Origin of the sequence: Sphingopyxis sp., from assembly GCF_016793825.1 — a bacterium.
Classification (GTDB): Bacteria; Pseudomonadota; Alphaproteobacteria; order Sphingomonadales; family Sphingomonadaceae; genus Sphingopyxis.
In genome coordinates this window covers 80,934-101,717 of the sequence record NZ_JAEULM010000003.1, presented here as the reverse complement: position 1 = coordinate 101,717, position 20,784 = coordinate 80,934, and the positions used below count along the sequence as shown (strand labels likewise).

21 protein-coding genes are annotated in these 20,784 nt (G+C 65.2%); 5 read left to right on the top strand and 16 right to left on the bottom strand.

All coding sequences use genetic code 11. From position 1 onward, the window contains the following. Positions 1 to 82 precede the first annotated feature (82 nt). The 3 genes from JNM03_RS01645 to JNM03_RS01635 form a co-directional block, all read right to left on the bottom strand. A complete protein-coding gene (locus JNM03_RS01645) occupies positions 83 to 955 on the bottom strand; it encodes a hypothetical protein (protein ID WP_294033923.1) in 873 nt (290 codons plus the stop codon). Positions 956 to 981: 26 nt separating this feature from the next. After that, positions 982 to 1,908, bottom strand: a complete 927-nt coding sequence (locus tag JNM03_RS01640) for a tetratricopeptide repeat protein (RefSeq protein ID WP_294033922.1) — start codon at positions 1,906 to 1,908, stop codon at positions 982 to 984. 63 nt (positions 1,909 to 1,971) lie between these two features. Next, positions 1,972 to 2,625 (bottom strand): purine phosphorylase, encoded by a 654-nt coding sequence (locus tag JNM03_RS01635; RefSeq protein WP_294033921.1) that lies wholly within the window; start codon positions 2,623 to 2,625, stop codon positions 1,972 to 1,974. Positions 2,626 to 2,724: 99 nt separating this feature from the next. Between JNM03_RS01635 and JNM03_RS01630 the strand changes: the two genes are divergently transcribed. From JNM03_RS01630 to JNM03_RS01620, 3 genes are all read left to right on the top strand, one after another. Then, entirely contained in the window at positions 2,725 to 3,684 is a 960-nt protein-coding gene (locus JNM03_RS01630) for a bile acid:sodium symporter family protein (protein ID WP_294033920.1), read from the top strand. 74 nt (positions 3,685 to 3,758) lie between these two features. Then, positions 3,759 to 4,970 (top strand): toxic anion resistance protein, encoded by a 1,212-nt coding sequence (locus tag JNM03_RS01625; protein WP_294033919.1) that lies wholly within the window; start codon positions 3,759 to 3,761, stop codon positions 4,968 to 4,970. Between the two features lie 11 nt (positions 4,971 to 4,981). After that, complete coding sequence (locus tag JNM03_RS01620; protein ID WP_294033918.1) at positions 4,982 to 5,704, top strand: hypothetical protein; 723 nt, start codon at positions 4,982 to 4,984, stop codon at positions 5,702 to 5,704. On the opposite strand, the gene JNM03_RS01615 is transcribed toward JNM03_RS01620, so the two are convergent. From JNM03_RS01615 to JNM03_RS01585, 7 genes are all read right to left on the bottom strand, one after another. After that, entirely contained in the window at positions 5,701 to 6,027 is a 327-nt protein-coding gene (locus JNM03_RS01615) for a hypothetical protein (RefSeq protein ID WP_294033917.1), read from the bottom strand. The two genes, JNM03_RS01620 and JNM03_RS01615, sit on opposite strands and share 4 nt — an antisense overlap. After that, positions 6,024 to 6,599 carry an RNA polymerase sigma factor gene (locus tag JNM03_RS01610; protein WP_294033916.1) on the bottom strand — a complete coding sequence of 192 codons (576 nt, stop codon included), beginning with the start codon at positions 6,597 to 6,599 and terminating at the stop codon, positions 6,024 to 6,026. The genes JNM03_RS01615 and JNM03_RS01610 overlap by 4 nt, the downstream gene beginning before the upstream one ends. Further along, entirely contained in the window at positions 6,559 to 7,158 is a 600-nt protein-coding gene (locus tag JNM03_RS01605; RefSeq protein ID WP_294033915.1) for a hypothetical protein, read from the bottom strand. Before JNM03_RS01605 ends, JNM03_RS01610 begins: the two co-directional genes overlap by 41 nt. Positions 7,159 to 7,390: 232 nt before the next feature. Beyond that, entirely contained in the window at positions 7,391 to 8,794 is a 1,404-nt protein-coding gene (locus tag JNM03_RS01600) for an FAD/NAD(P)-binding protein (protein WP_294033914.1), read from the bottom strand. After that, positions 8,791 to 9,684 carry a TauD/TfdA family dioxygenase gene (locus JNM03_RS01595; protein ID WP_294033913.1) on the bottom strand — a complete coding sequence of 298 codons (894 nt, stop codon included), beginning with the start codon at positions 9,682 to 9,684 and terminating at the stop codon, positions 8,791 to 8,793. Before JNM03_RS01595 ends, JNM03_RS01600 begins: the two co-directional genes overlap by 4 nt. A gap of 166 nt (positions 9,685 to 9,850) precedes the next feature. After that, positions 9,851 to 10,438, bottom strand: a complete 588-nt coding sequence (locus tag JNM03_RS01590; protein ID WP_294033912.1) for a methylated-DNA--[protein]-cysteine S-methyltransferase — start codon at positions 10,436 to 10,438, stop codon at positions 9,851 to 9,853. A gap of 54 nt (positions 10,439 to 10,492) precedes the next feature. Continuing rightward, positions 10,493 to 10,957 (bottom strand): Lrp/AsnC family transcriptional regulator, encoded by a 465-nt coding sequence (locus JNM03_RS01585; protein WP_294033911.1) that lies wholly within the window; start codon positions 10,955 to 10,957, stop codon positions 10,493 to 10,495. A gap of 125 nt (positions 10,958 to 11,082) precedes the next feature. Between JNM03_RS01585 and JNM03_RS01580 the strand changes: the two genes are divergently transcribed. Together JNM03_RS01580 and JNM03_RS01575 are read left to right on the top strand one after the other, a co-directional pair. Then, positions 11,083 to 12,135, top strand: a complete 1,053-nt coding sequence (locus tag JNM03_RS01580; RefSeq protein WP_294033910.1) for a Glu/Leu/Phe/Val dehydrogenase dimerization domain-containing protein — start codon at positions 11,083 to 11,085, stop codon at positions 12,133 to 12,135. After that, the gene (locus tag JNM03_RS01575; protein ID WP_294033909.1) at positions 12,135 to 12,380 is read left to right on the top strand and encodes a hypothetical protein; all 246 of its coding nucleotides are present in this window, start codon (positions 12,135 to 12,137) and stop codon (positions 12,378 to 12,380) included. Before JNM03_RS01580 ends, JNM03_RS01575 begins: the two co-directional genes overlap by 1 nt. Here JNM03_RS01575 and JNM03_RS01570 read toward each other — a convergent pair whose 3' ends face one another. Genes JNM03_RS01570 through JNM03_RS01545 form a run of 6 tightly spaced genes read right to left on the bottom strand, consistent with a single transcriptional unit; the run spans position 12,381 to position 20,709 of the window. Then, positions 12,381 to 13,559, bottom strand: coding sequence for a dipeptidase (locus JNM03_RS01570; RefSeq protein WP_294033908.1), 1,179 nt, complete (start codon positions 13,557 to 13,559; stop codon positions 12,381 to 12,383). Then, positions 13,556 to 15,133, bottom strand: coding sequence for a serine hydrolase (locus tag JNM03_RS01565; protein ID WP_294033907.1), 1,578 nt, complete (start codon positions 15,131 to 15,133; stop codon positions 13,556 to 13,558). Before JNM03_RS01565 ends, JNM03_RS01570 begins: the two co-directional genes overlap by 4 nt. Continuing rightward, positions 15,130 to 16,278, bottom strand: a complete 1,149-nt coding sequence (locus JNM03_RS01560) for a hypothetical protein (protein WP_294033906.1) — start codon at positions 16,276 to 16,278, stop codon at positions 15,130 to 15,132. Before JNM03_RS01560 ends, JNM03_RS01565 begins: the two co-directional genes overlap by 4 nt. Then, complete coding sequence (locus JNM03_RS01555) at positions 16,278 to 17,339, bottom strand: DUF1611 domain-containing protein (protein ID WP_294033905.1); 1,062 nt, start codon at positions 17,337 to 17,339, stop codon at positions 16,278 to 16,280. Before JNM03_RS01555 ends, JNM03_RS01560 begins: the two co-directional genes overlap by 1 nt. Before the next feature lie 18 nt (positions 17,340 to 17,357). Next, on the bottom strand, positions 17,358 to 19,562 hold the full coding sequence (locus JNM03_RS01550; RefSeq protein ID WP_294033904.1) for a TonB-dependent receptor: 2,205 nt from the start codon (positions 19,560 to 19,562) through the stop codon (positions 17,358 to 17,360). A gap of 4 nt (positions 19,563 to 19,566) precedes the next feature. Then, complete coding sequence (locus JNM03_RS01545) at positions 19,567 to 20,709, bottom strand: membrane dipeptidase (RefSeq protein WP_294033903.1); 1,143 nt, start codon at positions 20,707 to 20,709, stop codon at positions 19,567 to 19,569. Between the last annotated feature and the right edge of the window lie 75 nt (positions 20,710 to 20,784).

Genomic DNA, 20,784 nt, shown 5'->3' with positions numbered 1-20,784 from the left:
CAGCACCCGGAGCGCCGCGAAACGCCGCGCCCCTAACAGAATGGTCGCTGCAGCGCAACATGATTGCCGAGAGCGCCCGACCCTAGCGAAGCGCGCGCGCCAATCGATCTTCCCGGTATAGCGAACGCCCCTCGACGCGCTGCAGTCGTGGCACCAGCCGCCTGTCGAAATCACCCTTCCAGCGCCGAAGTGCGGGCCCGATATCGCTGTTCCCGTCCACGCCGCCTTCCTCGATCGCCTGCAAGGCCCGCGACGCCGACAACAGCCCCGCCCGCTCACCCACGAAACCCGCACCGGGGTAGCGTTCGGAAATCAGGCCAAGCTGATGGCGGATCGCGGCGATCGACAGACGCACGCCGGCGGCATCGCCGCGTTCCAGCATCGTCGCGCTTCCCACCATGCCATCGTCGATCCCGCGGAGTTGGTCGCTCAGGGTCCGCGCAACCGGCGCGTCCGGATTGCAGCGCCGGATGGCGCGCACATAGGTCGCGAGCGCATCCAGCATCGATGCGCTCGGTTCGGCGCCACCGAATTCCTCGACGATCAGGGTACGCAGAAAGGGCTCCAGCGCCTTTTCCCGCACATCGCGCGATATTTTTCCCGGCATCGCGAGATCGGGAATCACGACCGGATCGAAGCGCGCATTGCCGCGCGCCGCACTGAAGAAGCTGTTGGAAACATCGGCTGTCCCCGGCGCGCTGGAAACCCCCGACAGCAGGAAATGCGGGTTGTCCCGGCCGTTGATATGGCAGCTTGCACAGCTCAGCCCAGCCTTGGCCGCCTGGCCGCCGAGCAGGGTCGGGACCCCGAACAGCGCCCGGCCGCTTCGGACAAGCGGATCGCTGCTCGCGAGGCACGATGCCGGCTGCGCCGACAGCAACGCCAATTCCGACCCGGGTGCGGTCCAGCGCAGTTGTTCGAACGTCGGCGGAGCATCACCCGGCGTCGCGGCCACGCCAAGGGTCAGCGCCGCCAGCGCGATCAGGTTGCGGATGAGCGCCCCTCCACGATCCAGCGACGAAGTTCATCGACCTCGTGGCATCCAAAGCCGCAAATGCCCTCCAGTTTCGCCAGATTGGCCCGGGCGCCGGCCACGTCGCCGCGTTCGAGTTTCAACTCGCCATAATATTCCAGCGCGCCGCGATGCGTCGGCGCGATGTCCAGCGCGGTCCGGTAATAATATTCGGCCTTGTCATACCGCTTCAACTTGCGGTTCGCAAAGCCCAGATAGGTCAGCACGTCGGGATGCGGACCCGCCGCCCACAATGCCTGGTCCAGCGTCGCGATCGCCTGTTCATAGCGATGTTCGTTGATCAGCGAGACCGCGGCAACATAGGTAGCATCGAGCGACCCCGCCGATGCCAGCCGAACCTCGGGCTCGACCGCACTTTGCGCCTGCGGTCCGGCCGCGATCGCCGCGTCGACCTTGGCGATCGCGTCGGTGAGCTTCGCGGCATTGGCACAGATACCGCCGCAACTCTCCTGTATCGCCTTCAGCGCCCCCAACTGTTCGGCCGCCTTTTCGCTTTTGCCAAGCTTCGCCTGCGCGATGCCGAGATCGCGGCGCGCCTCGACCATCTTCTCGTCATAGCGTACCGCCGCCTCCAGCGGCTTTACGGCATGGGCGAAATCTCCCTGCGCCATATAGCTCGCGCCGAGCAGATAGTTCGCTTGTGGATTCTTCGGCACCGCCGAGACCACCTTCTTGAAGGCCTTCGCTGCGTCGGCGTAGTTGCCCGACGCAAAGGCATCGGCACCCTTCTTGTAATCGACCGTCGGATCATAGGCAGGCGCGCTCTGGCTGGGCATCGCGCCGCCGCCTCCGCCACCGCCGCCCGCCGCATACGCCCATGGCGCCGCAACGATTGCGCCGACCGCAAACAAAGCCAGTGAATATCTGTACCGCATGGCGACCTCTCCCTAGTCCGATACGGGACCTGATCTAGCACAGCCATGACGGGCGCGGAACGGTCAGAACAATCCGATCAGCTTTTCAATTTCGCACGCAGCAGCACGCGCCGCACGAACGAGATTGGACTGAAAATCATGCCCGCTCGCATCATCTGCATCGTCGGTCACCGCCTTCACCGCCGCCCAGGGTTTGCCGAGCCGCGCCGCCACCTGCGCGACCGCGCCGACCTCCATGTCGACCAGCGTTGCGCCCAGATCGCGCGCTAGGCCGCTGGCGGCATCGGGGCAGGCAATGAAGCTGTCACCGCTCGCGATGCGCGCGTGCGGCAAGCCGAGGCCCGGATCGCCCATGGCGGTAAAATGCACCTCGCCGGGCTCGCCCATCGGCCACGCCCCCGCACGATACCGGCGGAACAACCCTGGGTGCGCGGCGCCATAATCATGCTGCACCGCCTCGGCGAGCCAATAGGCGCCCGGCGCGGCGCCGACCGATCCGCAGGTACCGCTCATCAACAGCAAATCGGCGTCGGCCCCGAACAGACCCGCCGCAAGCGCCGCATTGACCTTGCCGAGCCCGCAGGTGGCGATGACAAGGTCATGGCCATGCGCGACGAGGCGGCGGACGGCGAAAGCACCATCGTCCCGCACGCCTTCGCCCGGAAACAGGGCATCGCTCTCTTCGGGAAGCGCGGCGAGCAGGAGGATGCGGGTCATCGCCGCCCTTTAGCGCGCCATCGCGCCGAGTCGAGCGATACCGGGCGATCGGATGGACGGGCTTGCCAAGCGTCCCGCGCCCAGCCATCGCATCGCCGCATGCTTGCCCGTATCTTCCCCGACCGGTTCGTCCCGGTGCTGTTCGCCACCATCCTGCTCGCCAGCCTTCTGCCGGTCGAGGGTGCGGCCGTGCCGGTCGCACAGGGCGTATCGACGGCGGCGATCGTCCTGCTCTTCTTCCTGAACGGCGTGCGCCTGCCACGCGACGAAGTGCTGCACGGCATCCGCAACTGGAAACTGCAGGGCGCCAACCTTGCCTTCTGCTTCCTCGCCATGCCGCTGTTCGGCGTCGCGGCACAGGCGGTTACAGCGCCGTTTTTGCCCGCGACGCTGGCGCTTGGTTTCCTCTTTCTCGGCATCCTCCCCTCGACCGTCCAGTCGGCGACCGCAGCAAGCAGCATGGCCGGCGGCAATGTCGCCGCCAGCGTCGTCGCAGCGGCGCTGCTCAATCTCGTCGGCGTGATCGCCTCGCCGCTTCTGTTCGCGGCGCTCGCGGGCAGCGCCGGCGCCATCCACGGCGCGGCGGCGCTGCGTATCGTCGCGATCCTGCTGCTGCCCTTCATCGCCGGCCAGCTCGTCCAGCGCTGGCTGCGCCCATGGGTTCTCGCGCATCGCGGCGCGGCGACCTTCATGGATCGAACCTCGATCGCGATCGCGGTCTATGTCGCCTTTTCGGCGGCGGTCGTCGGCGGCATCTGGCACCAGCTCGACGCCCGCGAGATCGGCGTCGCCTTCGCCGCGGTCGCGGCCCTGCTGGCGCTGGCCTTTGGCGGCGCATGGGCGCTCGGCGGCGTGCTCCGCCTGCGTCACGCCGACCGCATCACCTTGCTCTTTGCCGGCGCGCAAAAGAGCATCGCCGTGGGGGCGCCGCTCGCCGCGACGCTGTTTCCCCCCGCAATCGCGGGCGTGGTACTCGTCCCGATCCTCGTCTATCATATGGCGCAGCTCGTCATCTCCGCGTGGATCGCGCCGGGGCTGGCGCGTTCCGCAGAGGTGTAGTGCTTGAACAATACAGATGCACATGCCATATAGGATGAAGGCCAGGGTCGACTTGGAGGTTGGAAGGAACTGGAATGAGCGAAGAGACCGTGACGGCGACCGCATCCGAGACATTGACGCTGACGCCGCCCGAGCCTGTCCCCACCGTGGCCCCCGAAAAGGCCGCGGGTCTTGTGCCGCTGTCGACCGACCAGAAATCGAAGCTTGAGGAGCGCGTCGACAGCTTCATCGACGACCTGGTCGCGCAGGATGAAAACTCCCCCGAGTTCGGCAAGCGCGTCGACCAGATCACCAACATGGGCCGCAAGGAAATGCTGGAGGCGGCGAGCCATTCGAACCGCTTTCTCGATCGCCCGATCCGCGCGATGGACCGCGATACCGACATCGGCCAGAGCCTGATCGAACTTCGCACCACGGTCGAACGGCTCGACCCGTCGGCGAACGGCAAGCTGCTGTCGAAGCGCGGTTTCCTCGACAAGATCTTCGGAAGCAAGATCAACAACTACTTCGCCCAGTATCGCAGCGCGCAGACGCACATCGGCGGCATCCTGACCGCGCTTGCCAACGGCAAGGACGAGCTGTTGATGGACAATGCCGCCATCGACGTCGAGCGCCGCAAGATGTGGGAATCGATGGGCAAGCTGGAACAGATGATCCACATCGCCGGCACGCTCGACGCCAGGCTGGAGGCGAAAGCGGGCGAGCTTGACGGGTCCGATCCCGCGAAGGCCAAGATCATCCGCGAAAATGCGCTGTTCTATGCGCGCCAGCGCACACAGGACCTGCTGACCCAGATGGCGGTGACGGTGCAGGGCTATCTCGCGCTCGACCTCGTCAAGAAGAACAATGTCGAACTGGTAAAGGGCGTCGACCGCGCCAGCACGACCACCGTCGGCGCGCTCAAGACCGCGATCACCGTCGCACAGGCGATGACGAACCAGAAGCTGGTGCTCGAGCAGATCACGGCACTCAACACCACGACTGCGAACATCATCGACGGCACGTCCAAGATGCTGAAGGACAACACCGCCCGTATCCATGAACAGGCGGCGTCGAGCACGATCCCGATGGAAACGCTGAGCCGCGCCTTCCAGAATATCTACGATACGATGGACGCGATCGACACCTTCAAGCTGAAAGCGCTCGACACCATGAAGACGACCGTGACCTCGCTGGAGGGCGAGGTCGCCAAGTCGAAAGGCTATATCGCGCGCGCCGAGGGCGCGAGCCAGGCGCAGGCAAGCGTCGGCGGTGCCGACAGTCCGCTCGCCGCGCTCGAAGGCTAGGACCGATGAGCATGAGTGAAGTCGACAAGGTTCGGCTTTCGGCCACGTCGGCGATCGAGCGATCGCGCGAACGCCGCCGTCCGATCGGTACGAAGAGCGTCGCGCTGCGCCGTCAGCATCTGTACAAAAAGCTGGGCCGCGTCCTGATCGCGGGCGGTATCGTGCTCATCGGGGCCGCCGTGTTCGGCGCGCTGATCCAGCCGCTCGGATTCACCGGGCTCCTTGCCCTGTTCGTGCTGCTGATCGGCGTCGCCGTGCTGTTCGGCAAATGGCCGCCCTTTCCCGAACCGCGCCAACAGGACTTGCCCAAGGCCGATCTCAAGCAGCTCGCCGGCCGCACCGAAATCTGGCTGGAGGCGCAGCGCCCGGCGCTGCCCGCACCCGCGCGCCAGCTTGTCGACGGCATCGGCGTCCAGCTCGACCTGCTGGCGCCGCAGCTCCAGACGCTCGATGCCGCCAGCCCGGCGGCGGCGAACATCCGCAAGCTCGTTGGCGAAGATCTCCCCGAACTCGTCGCAGGCTATCAACGCATCCCGGCGGGCCTCCGCAAGGAAGCACACGCCGGCCGCACCCCAGACGAAACCCTCGTGGGCGGACTGACCATGCTCGAACGCGAAATCGGCGACGCGGCACGAAGCCTTGCCGCGGGCGAACTGGACAAACTCGCCACCCGCGAACGGTATCTCCAGCTCAAATATCAGGGCATCGAGGGCGAGGATCAGCCGATCGGCTAGGTCTGACGCAGGCGCTGCGTCCCCACGAACCAGAGGGCGAGGATCAGCAACAGGGGCGGCGCCAGGCCCCACTGTGCCGATCCCGCGAGCGGGGCGAGCAGCGACGACGACGACAGGAGCCACAACGCGGCGAGTAGCGCGCCGATCGCCAGCGCCTCGAAAGCGAAGCTACGCCAGAACCGGCGTTCGGCACGCACCAGCGCGGCCTGCACGTCGATCGCCCGATCAACGCGCGCTGTGAAGACGCGGTCGCCCGGCCGTTCGGGCGGCGCGAGCATGGCCGCCAGCATCGTCTCGATCTCGCTCTCGTCCGGCGGCGTCATCGCTGCGCTCCTTCCGCGATCATCTTCTGCGCCTTTGCCCGCCCGCGCAAGACCAACGATTTGAGCGTCCCCAGCGGCACGCCCATGATCGCGGCAGCCTCACCGTGCGACCAGCCATGGCCGAAACAGAGCGTAAGCGCCGCGCGTTCCTGCGCCGAAAGGCCGGCCAGCAGCCTGTTGGCGTCGATCGCCGCGTCGGCGCTGCCGCGCGGGTCCGTCGATGTCGGGGCGTCATCACGCGCACCAAGCGCTTCGCGGCGCCGCGCGGTGCGCCGCTGGTCGAGAAAGAGCCGCCAGCCGATCCCGATGATCCAGCCCGCGTAGCTCCCCTCGCCGCGATAATCGCCCGCGCGCTGCCACGCCCGAACGAACGCTTCCTGGGCCAGGTCGTCGGCATCTCCGCCCGCGACGCGCGCCAGAAAACTGCGCAGCCGCCCCTCGTGCCGCAGCACGAGGAGCTGGAAGGCCGCACGATCCCCGGCCGCGACACGCTGGTTGAGAGCTTCGTCCTCATCGGAACTGCCGGCCGTGTCACGCAGCGGTGCGCTCCTCGGCAGCGGCGGCGCGGGCAAGGCGCCGGCGATAGAGGAGCGCGGCCCCGACAAAGCCGGGAAAAAGCGCCGCGCCTGCCGAGATACGGATCAGTTGCTCATGCCCCTGAATCAAGCCGAAGCCTGCCATTGCCAGTCCCAGCGCGATCAGCACCAGCCCATTGCGATCGTCGCCTCCGACGTCACCCGTGCGAGTAAATCCGATATGTTCGTACGGCTTGTTGAGCTTGTCGATCATCGCCAGCGCGGAGTCCGATTTCGCCTCGAGCGCGCGGCGGATCGACCGGTGGAGCATCCAGGCGTGCAGCAGGCGCGCAAGCAGGAAAAAACCGATCACGAACAGCGCCACCATCGTGATATTCTCAAGAAGATTGAAGAAGCTGTCGCTGATCGCGACCATTTCGGTGGTCGGCGGCGGCGGCGGCAGAAAGGACGCGATTTCGCGCGGATCGATATAGGCGGCGACTTCGGCCGCGCTGATCGACTGGCCAGGGGTTACCGGCACGGTGACGGCGGCGGGCGCCGTTGCCGGTACGGCAGCAGCCGCGGCGGTCGCGGCGAGCAGATAGGTCATCATCATCCTCCTTCATGCCCGATGGCATGGTGAAACCACAGGCGGCGACTCCCGGCAAGACGCATCGTCATCCGCAAACGGGGAAACGGAAAACGATGCGCGCGGAGCCGCCGCCGGACCGGCGCGAACACCGATCAGGGACTAGACGACATCAGGCGCGCCCGCGGATGCACATCGCGCGAATATTTTTCGGATGGCTGGATCGACGAGCCGGCGCCGCGAAGGCACGGGCATGCGTTCAGAGCCCTTCGCCGCCGGTCCAGTGCGCGTTGACAAGACGGCGTGCGAGCGCCCCGACCTGGATGCGGATATCGGGAACCGCGATGACTTCCCAAAGGTCCCCGCGCGTCATCGGACCGATCGCGAGGATATGTTCGGACGCCGCGCCGCGGGCATCGACGACATGCCCGTCGCGGTCGATATCGAGCCCCAGCCGCAGCGCATCGGGGCGGATGCGTTTGGCGGCGAGCATGCGCTTCACCAGCGGGTCGGTCGAACGGAGCAGGTCGCCCTGCGGCCCGGTGCAATTGATCACCCGTGCCGCCCGTGTCACCGTCGGCTCCGTCTCGCCGCGCGGACGCCATGCGACGGCCAGCGCGTCGCGTTCGACCGCGACATTTGCGATCTTGCCGGCCCGAAAGCCAAGCTGCCCCGCGTTGAGAAGCGCATCGATGCGATCGGCCACCTCCGGCGCGAGCCGGTGGCGATGGACATCCCAGAATGGCCGCAAGTGGCGAAGGAAACGCGCGCGCTTGGTCGCATCGGCGGATGCCCACATCATTTGCGTGATCGGACGGATCGAATCAACGACCAGCCGCCAGTCCTGCGTCCGTGCTTCGGTCCGCGCCCACCCGACAAGGTCGGACAGTTCAGGGGCAGGCCTGGCGAGTACCGGCCGTGGGCGCGTCAATCCGTCGACATGACGATGCGGGCGCAGGCCGCGCCGCGACAGTGCGGTAATCGATCCCTGATGCCCATGAGCCACCAGCCGCAGGATCACGTCGACGGCCGTCAGCCCCGTTCCGATCACCAGCACCGGCGCGTCGTTGGGCAGACCATCTTCGAAGGCGCTCGCCCACGGATCGCCGATATAGCGATGCGAGGGCAGATGCGCGCTGGCGAGCGCGGGCGGATCATGCGGCGGCAGATTACCGATCGCGAGCACCGCGCGGTCGGCCTCGATCAGTCCGCCGTTGACGAGGCCCAGCGTGACCTGTCCGCCGCGCTCCTCGATGTCGAGGACTTCGTCATCGACCAGCTTCAAACGCCGGCCGTGGCGCTCCATCGCCTCCGCCAGCGTTTCGCGCAGATAGCGTCCATAGGTCGATCGCGTCACGAATGCCGCGTCACAGCCGAGCCCGCGGGCTGCCAGCCAGTCACAGAAATGATCGGGGCGATCGGCGAACGCACTCATGTTGCCCGCACGCACGTTGAGCAGATGCGCGCTTTCGCTGCTGCTGTAAGCCACCCCCGCCCCCATCCGGTGCCGGTCGCGCTCGATCAGCAGTACCTCGACATCGGCCTGTTCAAGCAGGTTGAGCGCCAGCATCGTACCCGAAAAGCCTGCGCCGACGATCGCAACGCGTGTCGCGGTCCGGAATCGCGGGCGCGGCGAATGGAGCTGAGCCTCGATCATCCTCATCGCGTAACGACGTCGCCCGACACCGTGACGCGCTCAAGCGCACGATATTCGGGCCAATAGTCGCCGACGGCATAATGCTGGGTCGAACGATTGTCCCAGATTCCGATCGCATTCGGCGTCCAGCGGAACCGGACCTGATATTCGGGAACCTTGATCCGGTCGAAGAGCAGACGAAGCAGGCTGTCGCTTTCATCCTCGGGAAGTCCGAGGATTCGCGTCGTGAAGGTAAAGTTGACGTAGAGGATCTTCTGGCCCGTTTCGGGGTGGATACGCACGACCGGATGTCGCACCGGCGGAAAATCGCGCGCGAGCTGCGCACGTTTTTCCTCGCTCACCCGTCCGCCAAAGCTGCGGACGATGTCATGCTCGGCATCGAACCCGTCGATGCGGTCCTTTACCGCCTGTGGCAGGCCGACATAGGCGGCGGCGGCATCGGCCCACATCGTATCGCCACCAAGCGGGGGCAGGTGCCGCGCGCGAAGGATCGACGCGATCGACGGTCGCTCGCGAAACGTGACGTCGGTGTGCCATTTGTTGTAGGCTTGAAATGGCGCAAGCGTCTCGGCAGAAAGCTGTACGCCCTCGACACCCTCGATCCGCAATATCTCGGGATAGCCCTCTACCGACGGAATAACCGGATGCCCTTCAAGCTCGCCAAAAAAACGGCCGAGCCGGACATGGCTTTCATGGCTGATATCCTGGTCGCGAAAGAACAGGACCTTGAAGCGCAGCCAGGCCGCGCGCAGCAGGTCGCCCTCTTCCGACGACAACGGCCGATCAAGGTCGAGCCCGCTGATTTCGGCGCCAATCGTGGGCGTCGCGGGCAGGATCGCGACGCCAAGCGCACGCGCGGCGTCGAAGATATCGGGGGTCTGGGCAAGGGTGGCCATGGCTCGCTCCTCTGGTCGCTCGGATGAAATTCGGTCGACTCGGCTTACGTCCCGCAACGCCTGAAATAACTCAATTAATATAATTGACAATAGAGCGCGCGCCGAGCCGCGCGAAAGCTGCGACTGATCGCTTCGATCGGCAGGTATCGAAGCACGGTTGTGGTCTTCAGAAGTCGAAACCCGCCTGCGCGTCGTCCGCACGCACCGCCCCTTTTGCGACCGAAGCGGGATCGATCACCACGCCCTCAAGTTCGAGCATGCGCGCTTTCGACATCGATCCGCCGGGCGCCGAAAATCCGCCGATCTTGCCGCCCGCTCCCATCACACGGTGGCAGGGAACGATCAGCGGTACCGGATTATTCGCCATCGCCTGTCCGACATCACGCGCGAATTCCGGGCCGGCGCCAAGGGCCCTGGCAACCGCGCCATAGGTCGTCGTCTCACCCCACCCCAGAGTACGGACAAATGCGTAAACCTGTCGAAAAAAGGGCTCCTGCACACCCAGATCGACCGGCACGTCGGCAAAATCGACCCTGTCGCCGGCAAAATAGCGCACCACGGAATCGACGACCGACTGGACCGGCGGCGAAGGCAGGGCGAGATGTGCTGCCGGAAACCGCCGGGTCAGGGCGCGCTCTGCCGCAAAGGCCGTCGCCGCCGGCAGGCGCAAGGCAGAAACGCCGGTTTCATTCCAGCCCAACGCGGCGACACCCGCCGTCGTTTCGAAGATATGAAAACAAGTCTGCCGCGCCATACCCCCAATATTTTATCGCCGTTCGCCAAATGCAACATCCGCGGGGAAATCCGATCAGGACAGGGGCAATTCGGTCGTCGCCTTGATTTCCGACAGCGCCACGGTCGAGTTGATTTCCTGCACCCCCGGCAGTTTGCTGAGCTGATCGAAGAAAAAGCGTTCATAGGCGTCGATGTCTTTTGCGACGATGCGCAGCATGAAATCGGTCGTGCCCATCAGGACATAGGCATCGAGGACTTCCGGAAAGCCGCGGATCGTTGCGCTGAATTCATCGAGATTCGCGCGACCATGGGCGTTCAGCTTGACCTGCGCGAAAACATGCGCGTTCAGCCCGACCTTGCGCCGGTCGACCAGCGCGACCCGTTTACGAATGAAGCCGTCACGCTCCAGCCGGTCGATCCGCCGCCAGCACGGCGACGCCGACAGCCCGACGCGCTCCGCAATCTCGGCCGTCGTCAGACTGGCATCGCGTTGCAACTCGCGGAGGATTTTCATCTCGAATGGGTCAAGATCGGTCATTTCATCCCCAAATTACCGAAATTCCGGTTTCATACTCCTGAATATCTCACGGCATCGCGAAAATCGAGCAAGTTTTCTCCGCAATGGAGCGACATATTGCCGCCGTGTCCAACAGGAGAGATGTCATGGTTTCACGTCCGACCCGCCTCGCCCCACCGCTTGAATGCGTGCGGTTGTATGATCTCGGCAGCGGGCTCGACGGCATCATCGCGATTCACTCGCGAACATTGGGGCCCGGCGCCGGCGGATGCCGGCTGTGGAGCTATCCCGATCTCGATCATGCACTGGCCGACGCGATCCGCCTGGCCGAGGGCATGAGCTACAAGAACGCGCTCGCCGGCCTGCCGCTCGGAGGCGCAAAGGCGGTGCTCCGCAAACCCGAAGGCGCGTTCGACCGCGTCGCCCTCTTCCGCGCCTTCGGCCGCGCGGTCGAGGCGCTCGGCGGCGCCTACATCACTGCCGAAGATGTCGGGACCACGGTTGCCGACATGCAGGACGTCGCCAGCGCGACGCGCCATGTGGCCGGCTTGCCATCCGCCGCCGGACGCGCAGGGGGCGATCCGTCGCCCTGGACCGCAAGAGGCGTTTTCGAATCGATGCAGGCCGCGGCGCGCTTTGCACTCAGCACCGACCTCGCCGGCTTGACGGTAGCGGTCCAGGGCACCGGCAATGTCGGCGCCGACCTCTGCCGCCGCCTCGCCGACGTCGGTGCACGCCTGATCATCGCCGACCCGAATCCGACACGGCGTGACCGGCTTGCCGCGGTCCACGGCGCAAGGGTGGTCGATAGCCACGAGATCGCCACTGTCGAGGCCGATGTCTTCGCGCCCTGCGCCCTCGGCGGGGCGCTGACCCGCGCCGCCGCCCTCGGCCTCCGGGCGAAACTCGTTTGCGGCGCGGCGAACAACCAACTCGCGTCGCCCGACGTCGCCGACCTGTTGATGGATCGCGGCATCACCTACGCGCCCGACTATGTCGTCAATGCCGGCGGCATCATCAATGTCTCGGCGGAATATCTGGGTGAGGACGAAAACGCCGTCGAAGCGCGCGTATCGGCCATCGCGCCGCGGGTCGCAGCCTTGCTCGATCGCGCGGCTCGCGAGCGGCGCTCGCCCGCTGTCGTGGCCGACGAGATGGCAGAAGAGGCGATTGCTTGCGCCGAACGAGTCGCGGCCTGATGCATCGATTCCGGATCGATGCGACCCCCGATCCGGGGTCACTGCCGCGCATAGCCGGCTTCTTCGCGCAGCGCGCGATCGTGCCGTCGACGATGCGGATGCGTCATCTGCGCGAACATCTGAGGGTCGAGATCGCCGTCGCCGGTCTCGACCCTCCGCAAGCCGCCATCCTTGCGGCCAAGCTTGGCGAGATGGTCATGGTGATCGAGGTCGAGCTGACCGCCGAACTGGCGGCGGCGGCCTGACTATTTCCCCTGCGCCGCGAGTACGCGCAGGATGTTGCCGCTCCACATCTTTTCGATATCGGTGTCCGAATAGCCCGCGGCCTTCAGCCGGTCGGTGACTTTGGGCAGCGCGGCGATATCCTCGATACCCTGAAGGCCACCGCCGCCATCCCAGTCGGCCCCAAAGCAGATATGGTCGACCCCGCCGACTTCGATAGCGCGGAGAACCATCTTCATATAATCCTCGAAGCCGGCCGCCCATAACGCCTCGGTCTTGTCGAGTTCGCGCCAGCGGCGGTTGAGGTCGGCCTGCTCGGCCGGGGTCATGCTGCCGATATGCTCATATTTGCCGAACAGGTCGGCGCGCGCGGGCGACATGTTCATCTCCGACAGGAAGATCGTCGAAATGCACATCGCGCCTCCCTTCGCAGCAAGCGCCTTCAACCGCGCCTCGTCCAGATTACGCGGATGATTATAGGCCGACCGCAAGCTGGAGTGCGAAAGCAGGATCGGATATTTCGAGAGCGCAAGGATCTGGTCGAACGCCGCGTCCGACGCATGGCTCGCGTCGATGACGATGCCGAGCCGGTTCATCTCGGCAACCCACTCTTTGCCAAGCGGGCTCAGCCCATTCCAGCGCGCCTCGCCCGTTGCGCTGTCGGCGAACTGGTTGTCCTTCGAATGCACCGGCCCCGCCAGGCGAACACCCTTGTCGTAGAATTCCTTGAGCAGCGACAGATCCTCGCCGAGCGGATAGCTGTTCTCCATCGACTTGAAAGCGATCAGCTTGCCTTCCTTATTGAGCCGCAGCGCATCAGCCGCCGTCAGCGCGGGGGCGATCGCACCCGAATTCGCCGCGATCGTCCGGTCGATCAGGTCCGACCGCTTCCGCGCGAACGCCAGCGCGTCGGCATAGCCTTTCGCGGTGAGCGGTCCCTGTTCGGTGTAAATGGCGAAGAAGCCGCCATCGAGATTGCCGTCCTTCATCCGCGGGATATCGATCTGTGCCATGTCATCGGCGAGCGCGTGCCGGTCGGCGAAGTTCCAGCCCGCTCGCTCGAAATGCAGCGGTGTGTCGAGGTGCGTGTCGAGGACCAGCATCCGGCTGTGCAACGGTGCCTCCGGACCTTTCGGCGCGTTGCCGCCGGTTGAACAGGCCGACAGCGCCGTCGCCGTCAGCAGGATCGCGATACGCTTCACTTCTTGTCCTCCACGGGTTTCAGGTCGAGGTCGTGATAGTCCCAGCTGAAATCGGCGATCTGGCTCACCGCCTTCATCGTCACGTCGGTGACCTTGCCGTCGGCGTCGAGCGCGAACGTGACATAGGCGGGCTCGATCGCCGGATCGTCGAAGCCGGTGACGAAGCTGTCATACTGCCAATGTTTGAGTCGTCCCGCCATCCGCGGCGTCGACGTGAAGTCGATCGTCAGGCCATTTGCGTCCTGTCCGATCACGATATCGCCATACCAGGGATCGCGATAGCGCCCGGCGTAGCCCGCAAGTGGCAGCGACGGACCCGATTTGGCCGGTGACGCCGCCTTCTGTTCAAGGAACGCCTTGCCGCCTTCGAGTCGCGCCGCATACCAATCCTGCCATTTGGTGGTCCAGCCATAGTCGGGCTCTCCCAGATAATGGTCGAGCAGCTCGTAGGTGAGGCCGAGCAGCATCCCACTCTCCTCGCTGTTCATCATGATCGCGAAAGCCACATTCTTGTCAGGAATGATGACGACCCGGGTGATCGAGCCGAAAACACCGCCGCCATGCGAAATGATGCGATGGCCACGATAGTCCTGCACCTGCCAGCCAAGCGCATAGGCCTGTTGCATCGGTTGCGCCGGTTTGAGCTGGTCGGGTAGCTGGGTGATCGGCATCGGGATGACCGGCGCCCACATTTCGGCGGCCTGCTTCTCGCTGAACAGCCGCTTGCCATCGGGCAGTGCGCCATGTGCGAGCTGGATCTTGAGCCACGCCGCCATGTCGTTGGCGCTAAGCGCCAGCCCGCCCGCCGGCGCGCCGTTGCGCCCAAGCTCGTCGCGTTCGTTCAGCGCCTGCTGATCGCCGAGCCCACGCAACGGCCCCGACAGGCGCGCGTGCGGCCAACTGCGGTTGGCAACGGCAAAGCGCTCCTCGCTGTCGCTGGTCGCATTCTTCATGCCGCCTGGCCGGAGTACCCGCGCGCGGATGAAATCCTCCCAGCGCTGGCCGGTGACGTCCTCGATCAACTGCCCCGCGACGGCATAGAGGATATTGTCATAGGCATAGGCCGATCTGAAACTCGTCCTGGGCTTGAGATAGGCGACGCGCTCGACCGTCTGCTTGCGCGTCAGGTTGGTGCGCGGCACGAACATCAGATCGCCCTGCCCCAGCCCCAGCCCGCTGCGGTGGACGAGCAGGTCACGAATGGTGATCTCGCGCGTGACCCACGGGTCGTACATGCGGAACCAGGGCATATGCTTGATGACGGGATCGTCCCACGCGATCTTGCCTTCATCGACCAGCACCGCGAGCGCGGCGGCGGTCATCGCCTTGCCGGTCGAACCGGTCTGGAAGATCGTCTGCGCGTCGATCGGCGCCTTCTCGCCGAGTTTGCGCACGCCCCAGCCGCGCGACAACGTCGTCTTGCCATCCTCGACGATGGCGATCGATACGCCGGGCGCGCCGACCTTCTGCCGCAGTGCCTCGACGCTCTCGCCGATATCGGCGGGCGGATCGGCCCAAACCGGCGTCGCGGCCGACAGCATCAGCGACAGGGCGAACAGGCGGATCGATTTCATGCCGGAGTCTCCATGGTGGTGACGGGTTGGCGGCGCAGCAGGCGCCATGTGCCGATGGTGAGAAGCGGGACGACGAAGACCGCGAGGAACAGCCAGGCGAGGAAGCGGTATCCGCTGGCGATCAGATCGACGAGGCCGATCTCGCCGGCGACGAACATGCAGACGGCAAGGATGCCGGCGCCGATGATAGCGCGGGCCCGCGCGGTCAGCGCGGGGCGCCCCCGGCTTTCGAGCGCGCCCGAGATACGTTCGTTGATCGCATGCACGGCCCCCGCACCGCTTTCGAGCAGCGCGGCAAAGATCATCACCTGAAACAGGATGTGAAAGCCCGGCACCGTCATCTGGCGGAGCAGGAAATCCGACGGCAAGGTCTCGGCACCGATCGCGGGATAGAAGGCCATCATGGCGACGAAGAACAGGATCGCCGGCAACATCGACAACGGACCGGCGATCAACCCGGCGACGATCGCGTCGCGCCGGCTCGTCAGGTGCCGCAGCACCGGCAGGATCACAACCGCCCCGACGATGTTGTAACTCGCATAGGTGATGCCACCCGCCATCCAGTTGCCCGACGGCGGCGGAGCGTTGGCAAATCCCTGTCCGATCAGCCCACCGAAGCTCGCAAGCGCGAGGATCAGGAACAGGCCGTAAACCGTGTACAGCAGGATCGAGACATATTTGAACATCTGCTCTACGACTCCGGTCCCCCTGGTGACGACCGCAACGATCGCGGCCGCAAGCAGCACCGCGCCCGCCCATTCGGGCCAGCCGAAGGTCGCCGCGCCGATCGCTCCCGCCGCGGCACCGAACACCGCGAGAATCAGGATGACGAAGACCAGATACGCGCCCTCGAACGCGATCCATCCGGGGCCGAGCAGCCCCCTGAAGAAGGCCCGGTAATCATAGGCGCCGAACTGGCGCGCCAGCGCGAAGGTCAATGCGGCAACGATGCTCCAGATCAGCGTCGCCAGCGCCATCGCGGCCAGCCCGCCCCACGGCCCGGACGGTACGAAATATTCGGCCAGCTCGCGCCCGGTGGCGTAACCGCCGCCAATGATGACCGCCTTGAGCGCGAAGCCGGGCAGCAGGAAGCGCTGAAACCAGTTAGGGTCCGTACTCAACCTGCTGCCCGGATCGCCCACCATCACGCGAGAATGTTTTCGACGAGTGCGTCGAAGCTTGCGCCTCCGCGGATCGGATCGCTGACCGGCAGCCCCAGCCGCTTGCGCTCGGCCGCCATCAGCGCTTCGGCACTGTCGGCATCGAAACTTGCGGTATTGAGGCTGATGCCGCCGCAGCGGATCGCGGGGTTGGTCCGGCTGCCGAGGCGGATCGTCAGGTCGATCACGTCTTCAACCGTCGGCAGCGCGAAGCTCTCCATGCCAAGGATCACCTTGCGCGTCGGATCGTGGCAGACGACGAACACATCGGGCTGGCTGCCGTGGAGCAGGCCGAGCGATACGGCAGCATAGGCGGGGTTGAAGATCGACCCCTGCCCTTCGATCAGGTCCCAATGGTCATCAGGCGCGTCGGGACTCAACATTTCAGCAGCTCCCGCCTCGAAATCCGAAACGACCGCGTCCATCGGCATTCCACCTCCCGCGATCATGATGCCCGTCTGGCCGGTCGCGCGAAAGTCGGCATCGACGCCGCGCCGGACGAAGGCCCGGTGCAGCGCGAGCGCAGTGTATTTCTTGCCGAGCGCGCAATCGGTGCCGACGGTCAGCAGCCGCTTGCCGCTCCGCTTGCGACCGTTACCGACCGGAATCAGGGGCGGCGGCGTGCGAACGTCGATCAGGTGCCGCCCGGTCCGCCGCGCCGCGTCGACCAGCGCCGGAATGTTGGCCAGCCGGGTGTGTAGCCCGCTGACGATATCGAGTCCGGCCTCCATCGCCTCGACCAGAACGGCGACCCAGCGCTCGCCGATGATGCCACCCTGGTTCGCAACCCCGATCACCAGCGACCGCGCACCGGCCGCCGCCGCGTCGGCTGGCGACAGGCGCGGCAGGCCGGTGGTGACCGTGCAGCCAGCGATCGACCATTCGCCGACGCAGCGGTCACCCGCCCAGTCGGCAAGGCCGAAAGCGGTCTTCGCATAGCCCGCCTCGCTGGTGTCGCCGAGGAAGAGCAGGTAGGGCTGCGGAAGCGTGGGTACACCCTCCCGTTCGGCGTCTGCACGCCGTTGCAGCACGGTGGCCATGGTCATTCGTCTCCTATCCGGCCGTCAGAAGCCGGCTGTCAGTGTTACGCCAAAGGTGCGCGGCCGGATGACCGCGGTCCCCGCGGCGCCGAGCGGAATATTCGCCGGCGCCTCCAGCGAGGTCTTGCCCTCGGCATCGGTCAGATTCTTCGCATAGAGTTCGAGCGAATATTTCCCGAAGTCGAGCCCCGCACGCAGATCGACCACCTCATAGGACGGCAGATAGCGCTGGCGCCCATTGATGCTGCGGAAAGCGAAATCAAAGCCGGCAGGCTGTTTCGACAGGCTGCGCACCGACGCGCCGACATAGGCCTTGGTCTCGCCGCCCACCGCCCATTCATAGTCGGCGTTGGCGCCGATGCTGTATTTGGGCGTATAGGGCAGGCGATCGCCCGTCAGGCCGCCGACCTGCGCCGGCGTGTCGTCCTTCAGCTTCGCGTTGGTGTAGGCACCATTGAGCGAGAAGCTGAGGCCATCGGTCGGGCGCAGCGTGGTCGTGAATTCCAGACCGTCGCTCTTCGCCTTGCCGCCGTTGAAGTTGATCCCGAAATTGTTGACGAGGCCAAAGACCTGGATGTCCTTCCAGTCGATGTGGAACGCGGCGATGTCGATCGAGAAGCTGCGATCGACCGTCTCCGCCTTGACGCCGACTTCATAGCTGACGAGCGAGTCCGAGGCGTAGGAACGCAGTTCGTCCGGAGCTCCCGGCGCGAGGACGTTCGGGCCGCCGGGCCGGAACCCCTTCGCGACGCGGGCATAGACGGTTGCCTGATCGCTGATTTCGAACTGGGGCGCGACGGAGAAGGTGAAGACATTTTCGGACGACCGGGTATCGGGCAGGACGATGAGCCCTCCCGCAAGAATGCCGTCCGACACCTGGTTCGCCACCTGCCGGTTGCCACTGTAGCGGCCGCCGAAAGTCAGGTCGAAGCGTTCGCCAAGGTGAAGTGTCGCATTCGCGAAACCTGCCAGTTCGCGATAGCGCGAATTCAGCGTTGCGACGCCCAGCAGCGGCAGCCCGGCAACCGGGGTCAGCGTCCCCGGCTGGACCGCGTTGTATGTCTGATCGATGACCCCCTTCTCGCGGGTATAATAGGCGCCGACGAGCCATTCGAAGCTGTCGCTTTCGGGCGACTGGAGGCGGATTTCCTGCGAAACGCGCCGAACGCGCGTAAGCTGCCCCTGATAGAAATCGTTCGGCGTGCCAAAGATCGCCTCGATCAGCCCCCCGAACTGCGGCGTCAGGTCACCACGGAACGACTGCGACAGGGTGCTGTAGCTTGTCGCCGACACCAGATTGGCGAAACCGAGGTCGGCATCGACGACCGCGCTGTAGACGCGGTAGCGGACGTCGGTAAATTCAGGCACGAACTGCGACTGAGAGAGGCGACCGTAGAGCGTTCGGCCGGTCGACGGGTCACTGTCGACGCTGTTCGAGGCATGGGTCTTCAGATTCTGAAGATAAGCGCTAAGCTGGATCGAAAGGCCCTCGCTCGGTTTGAACAGCACCGAAGCGCGCCCGCCATAGCTTTTCGAGCTGTTGATGTCCGATTCGATATCCGATCCGCCGGTCCCGATCGAATCGATGAACCCGCCGAAGTCGCGGTAGAACCCCGATGCGCGGACCGCGAACGTGTCACCCAGCGGGACATTGACGACCGCGCTGCCCAGATAGGATTCATCGCCGCCCTTGACCGTTTCGACGCTGCCGCGGGCGCGGACTTCGAACGCGCCCGTCTCGGGCTTGCGCGTCACATATTTGAGGACGCCGCCCATCGAGCTGGCGCCATAGATGGTCCCCTGCGGCCCGCGCAGAACCTCGATCCGTTCGATGTCGAAGGTATCGAAATCGCCCGCGAGGATCGCGCCGTTGACGAGGCCGCTGCTCGACCCGAAGGTCGTTTCGTCCTGGTAGACCGCGACCGTCGATGCCACGCCGCCGGTATTGACGCCGCGCAGCACGAGGCGGCCGAAACCGGCCGTCGTCTGGTTGAGCTGAAGCCCCGGCACGAGCTTCAGATAGTCGGAAAAGTTGGTGGCCTGGACATTCTCCAGCGCATCGCCCGACACGACGCTCACCGACTGCGGGACATCGATCAGGCGCTGCTCGCGCTTTTGCGCGGTGACGACGATGTCGTTCTCATTCTCCCCCGCGGCTTCGTCGGCCCAAGCCGGCATCGCGGTCGCCAGCGCGACCAGGCTTCCTGCAATCAAAAATCCCTTGTTCATCGTCTTACCCCCAGACTTGGCCAAGCAGGCGGCGGAAATTGCCCCCGAGCACGGCCTTGATGTTTTTGTCGGAATAGCGGCGACGGATCAGTTCCTCCGTCAGGTCGAAGACCTTCTTGGGGTGATCAAAGCCGTCGATGTCGATCTTGTCGCGAAAGGCGTAGCTGTCCTTGTAGCCTGCCTTCAGCAGCGCATATTCGTCGGGCTTCATGTCGTCATAGCCGTTGAGATCGGCGTCGGACCCGATGCCGACATGGTCGATCCCCACTAGCTTTGCGACATGGTCGATATGGTCCGCCATATGCCCGACATCCGTCGGATCGGTCGCCCGCACGAACATGCGCACACCGGTGATGCCCATCACGCCGCCCTTTGCCGCCAATGCCCGGATCGCCTCGTCGGTCTTGACGCGCGGATGGTCGACCAGGGCACGGGCGTTGCTGTGGGTGATCGCGATCGGCCCGCCGGCGATCGCGATCGCATCAAGCGTCGTCCTGTCGCCGCAATGCGACACGTCGATGAGCATGCCCGCCTTTTCCATCGCCGCGATGATCGCCGCGCCATAATCGCTGATTCCGCCGTCAACGCGGTCGGTGCTTCCCGATCCGATGCGGTTCTGGCTGTTGTAGGTCAGCTGCGCACAGCGAAGCCCGAGGCGGCGGAACAGCGCGACATCCTCCGCGCTCTCGAACTGGTCGGCGTTCTGGATTCCCATGATGACGGCGCACTTGCCATCCTTCTTGGCGCGATCGAGATCGGCCGCATCGTCGACGAGCGTGAAGACATGGCTGTTGCGCCCCGCGAACCCCTGCCAGCCGGCGAGATATTCCATCGCCTGCGCTTTCGCGTTGGGACCGCCAAGGCCATAGGCGTTGTGAAAGCCGGTGATCCCGCTGCCACGAAACTCTGCCGCTTCGGCATCGGTCAGCCGGTGTGCGATATAATCGGGCGACAGGGTGATCTTGAGCGGAGCCAGCATGTCGATGACGAGCGACGCTGCGACGAGGTCGATGGCGCGGCGCGAATAGCTTTGCGCAGGCGCCGCCGCGAAAGCGAAGGCGCCCCGGTTGATCATCGGCGCGGACAAAGCGGCCCCGACCGCGCCCGCGAATATCGCACGGCGCGTCACAGGGAATGACAATGCCATTCCGTTTCTACCTCCCAAAATTGCAATTCAGAGACTATTGTCCTAATCAGAAAATTGTCAACCCATTTAGGACAT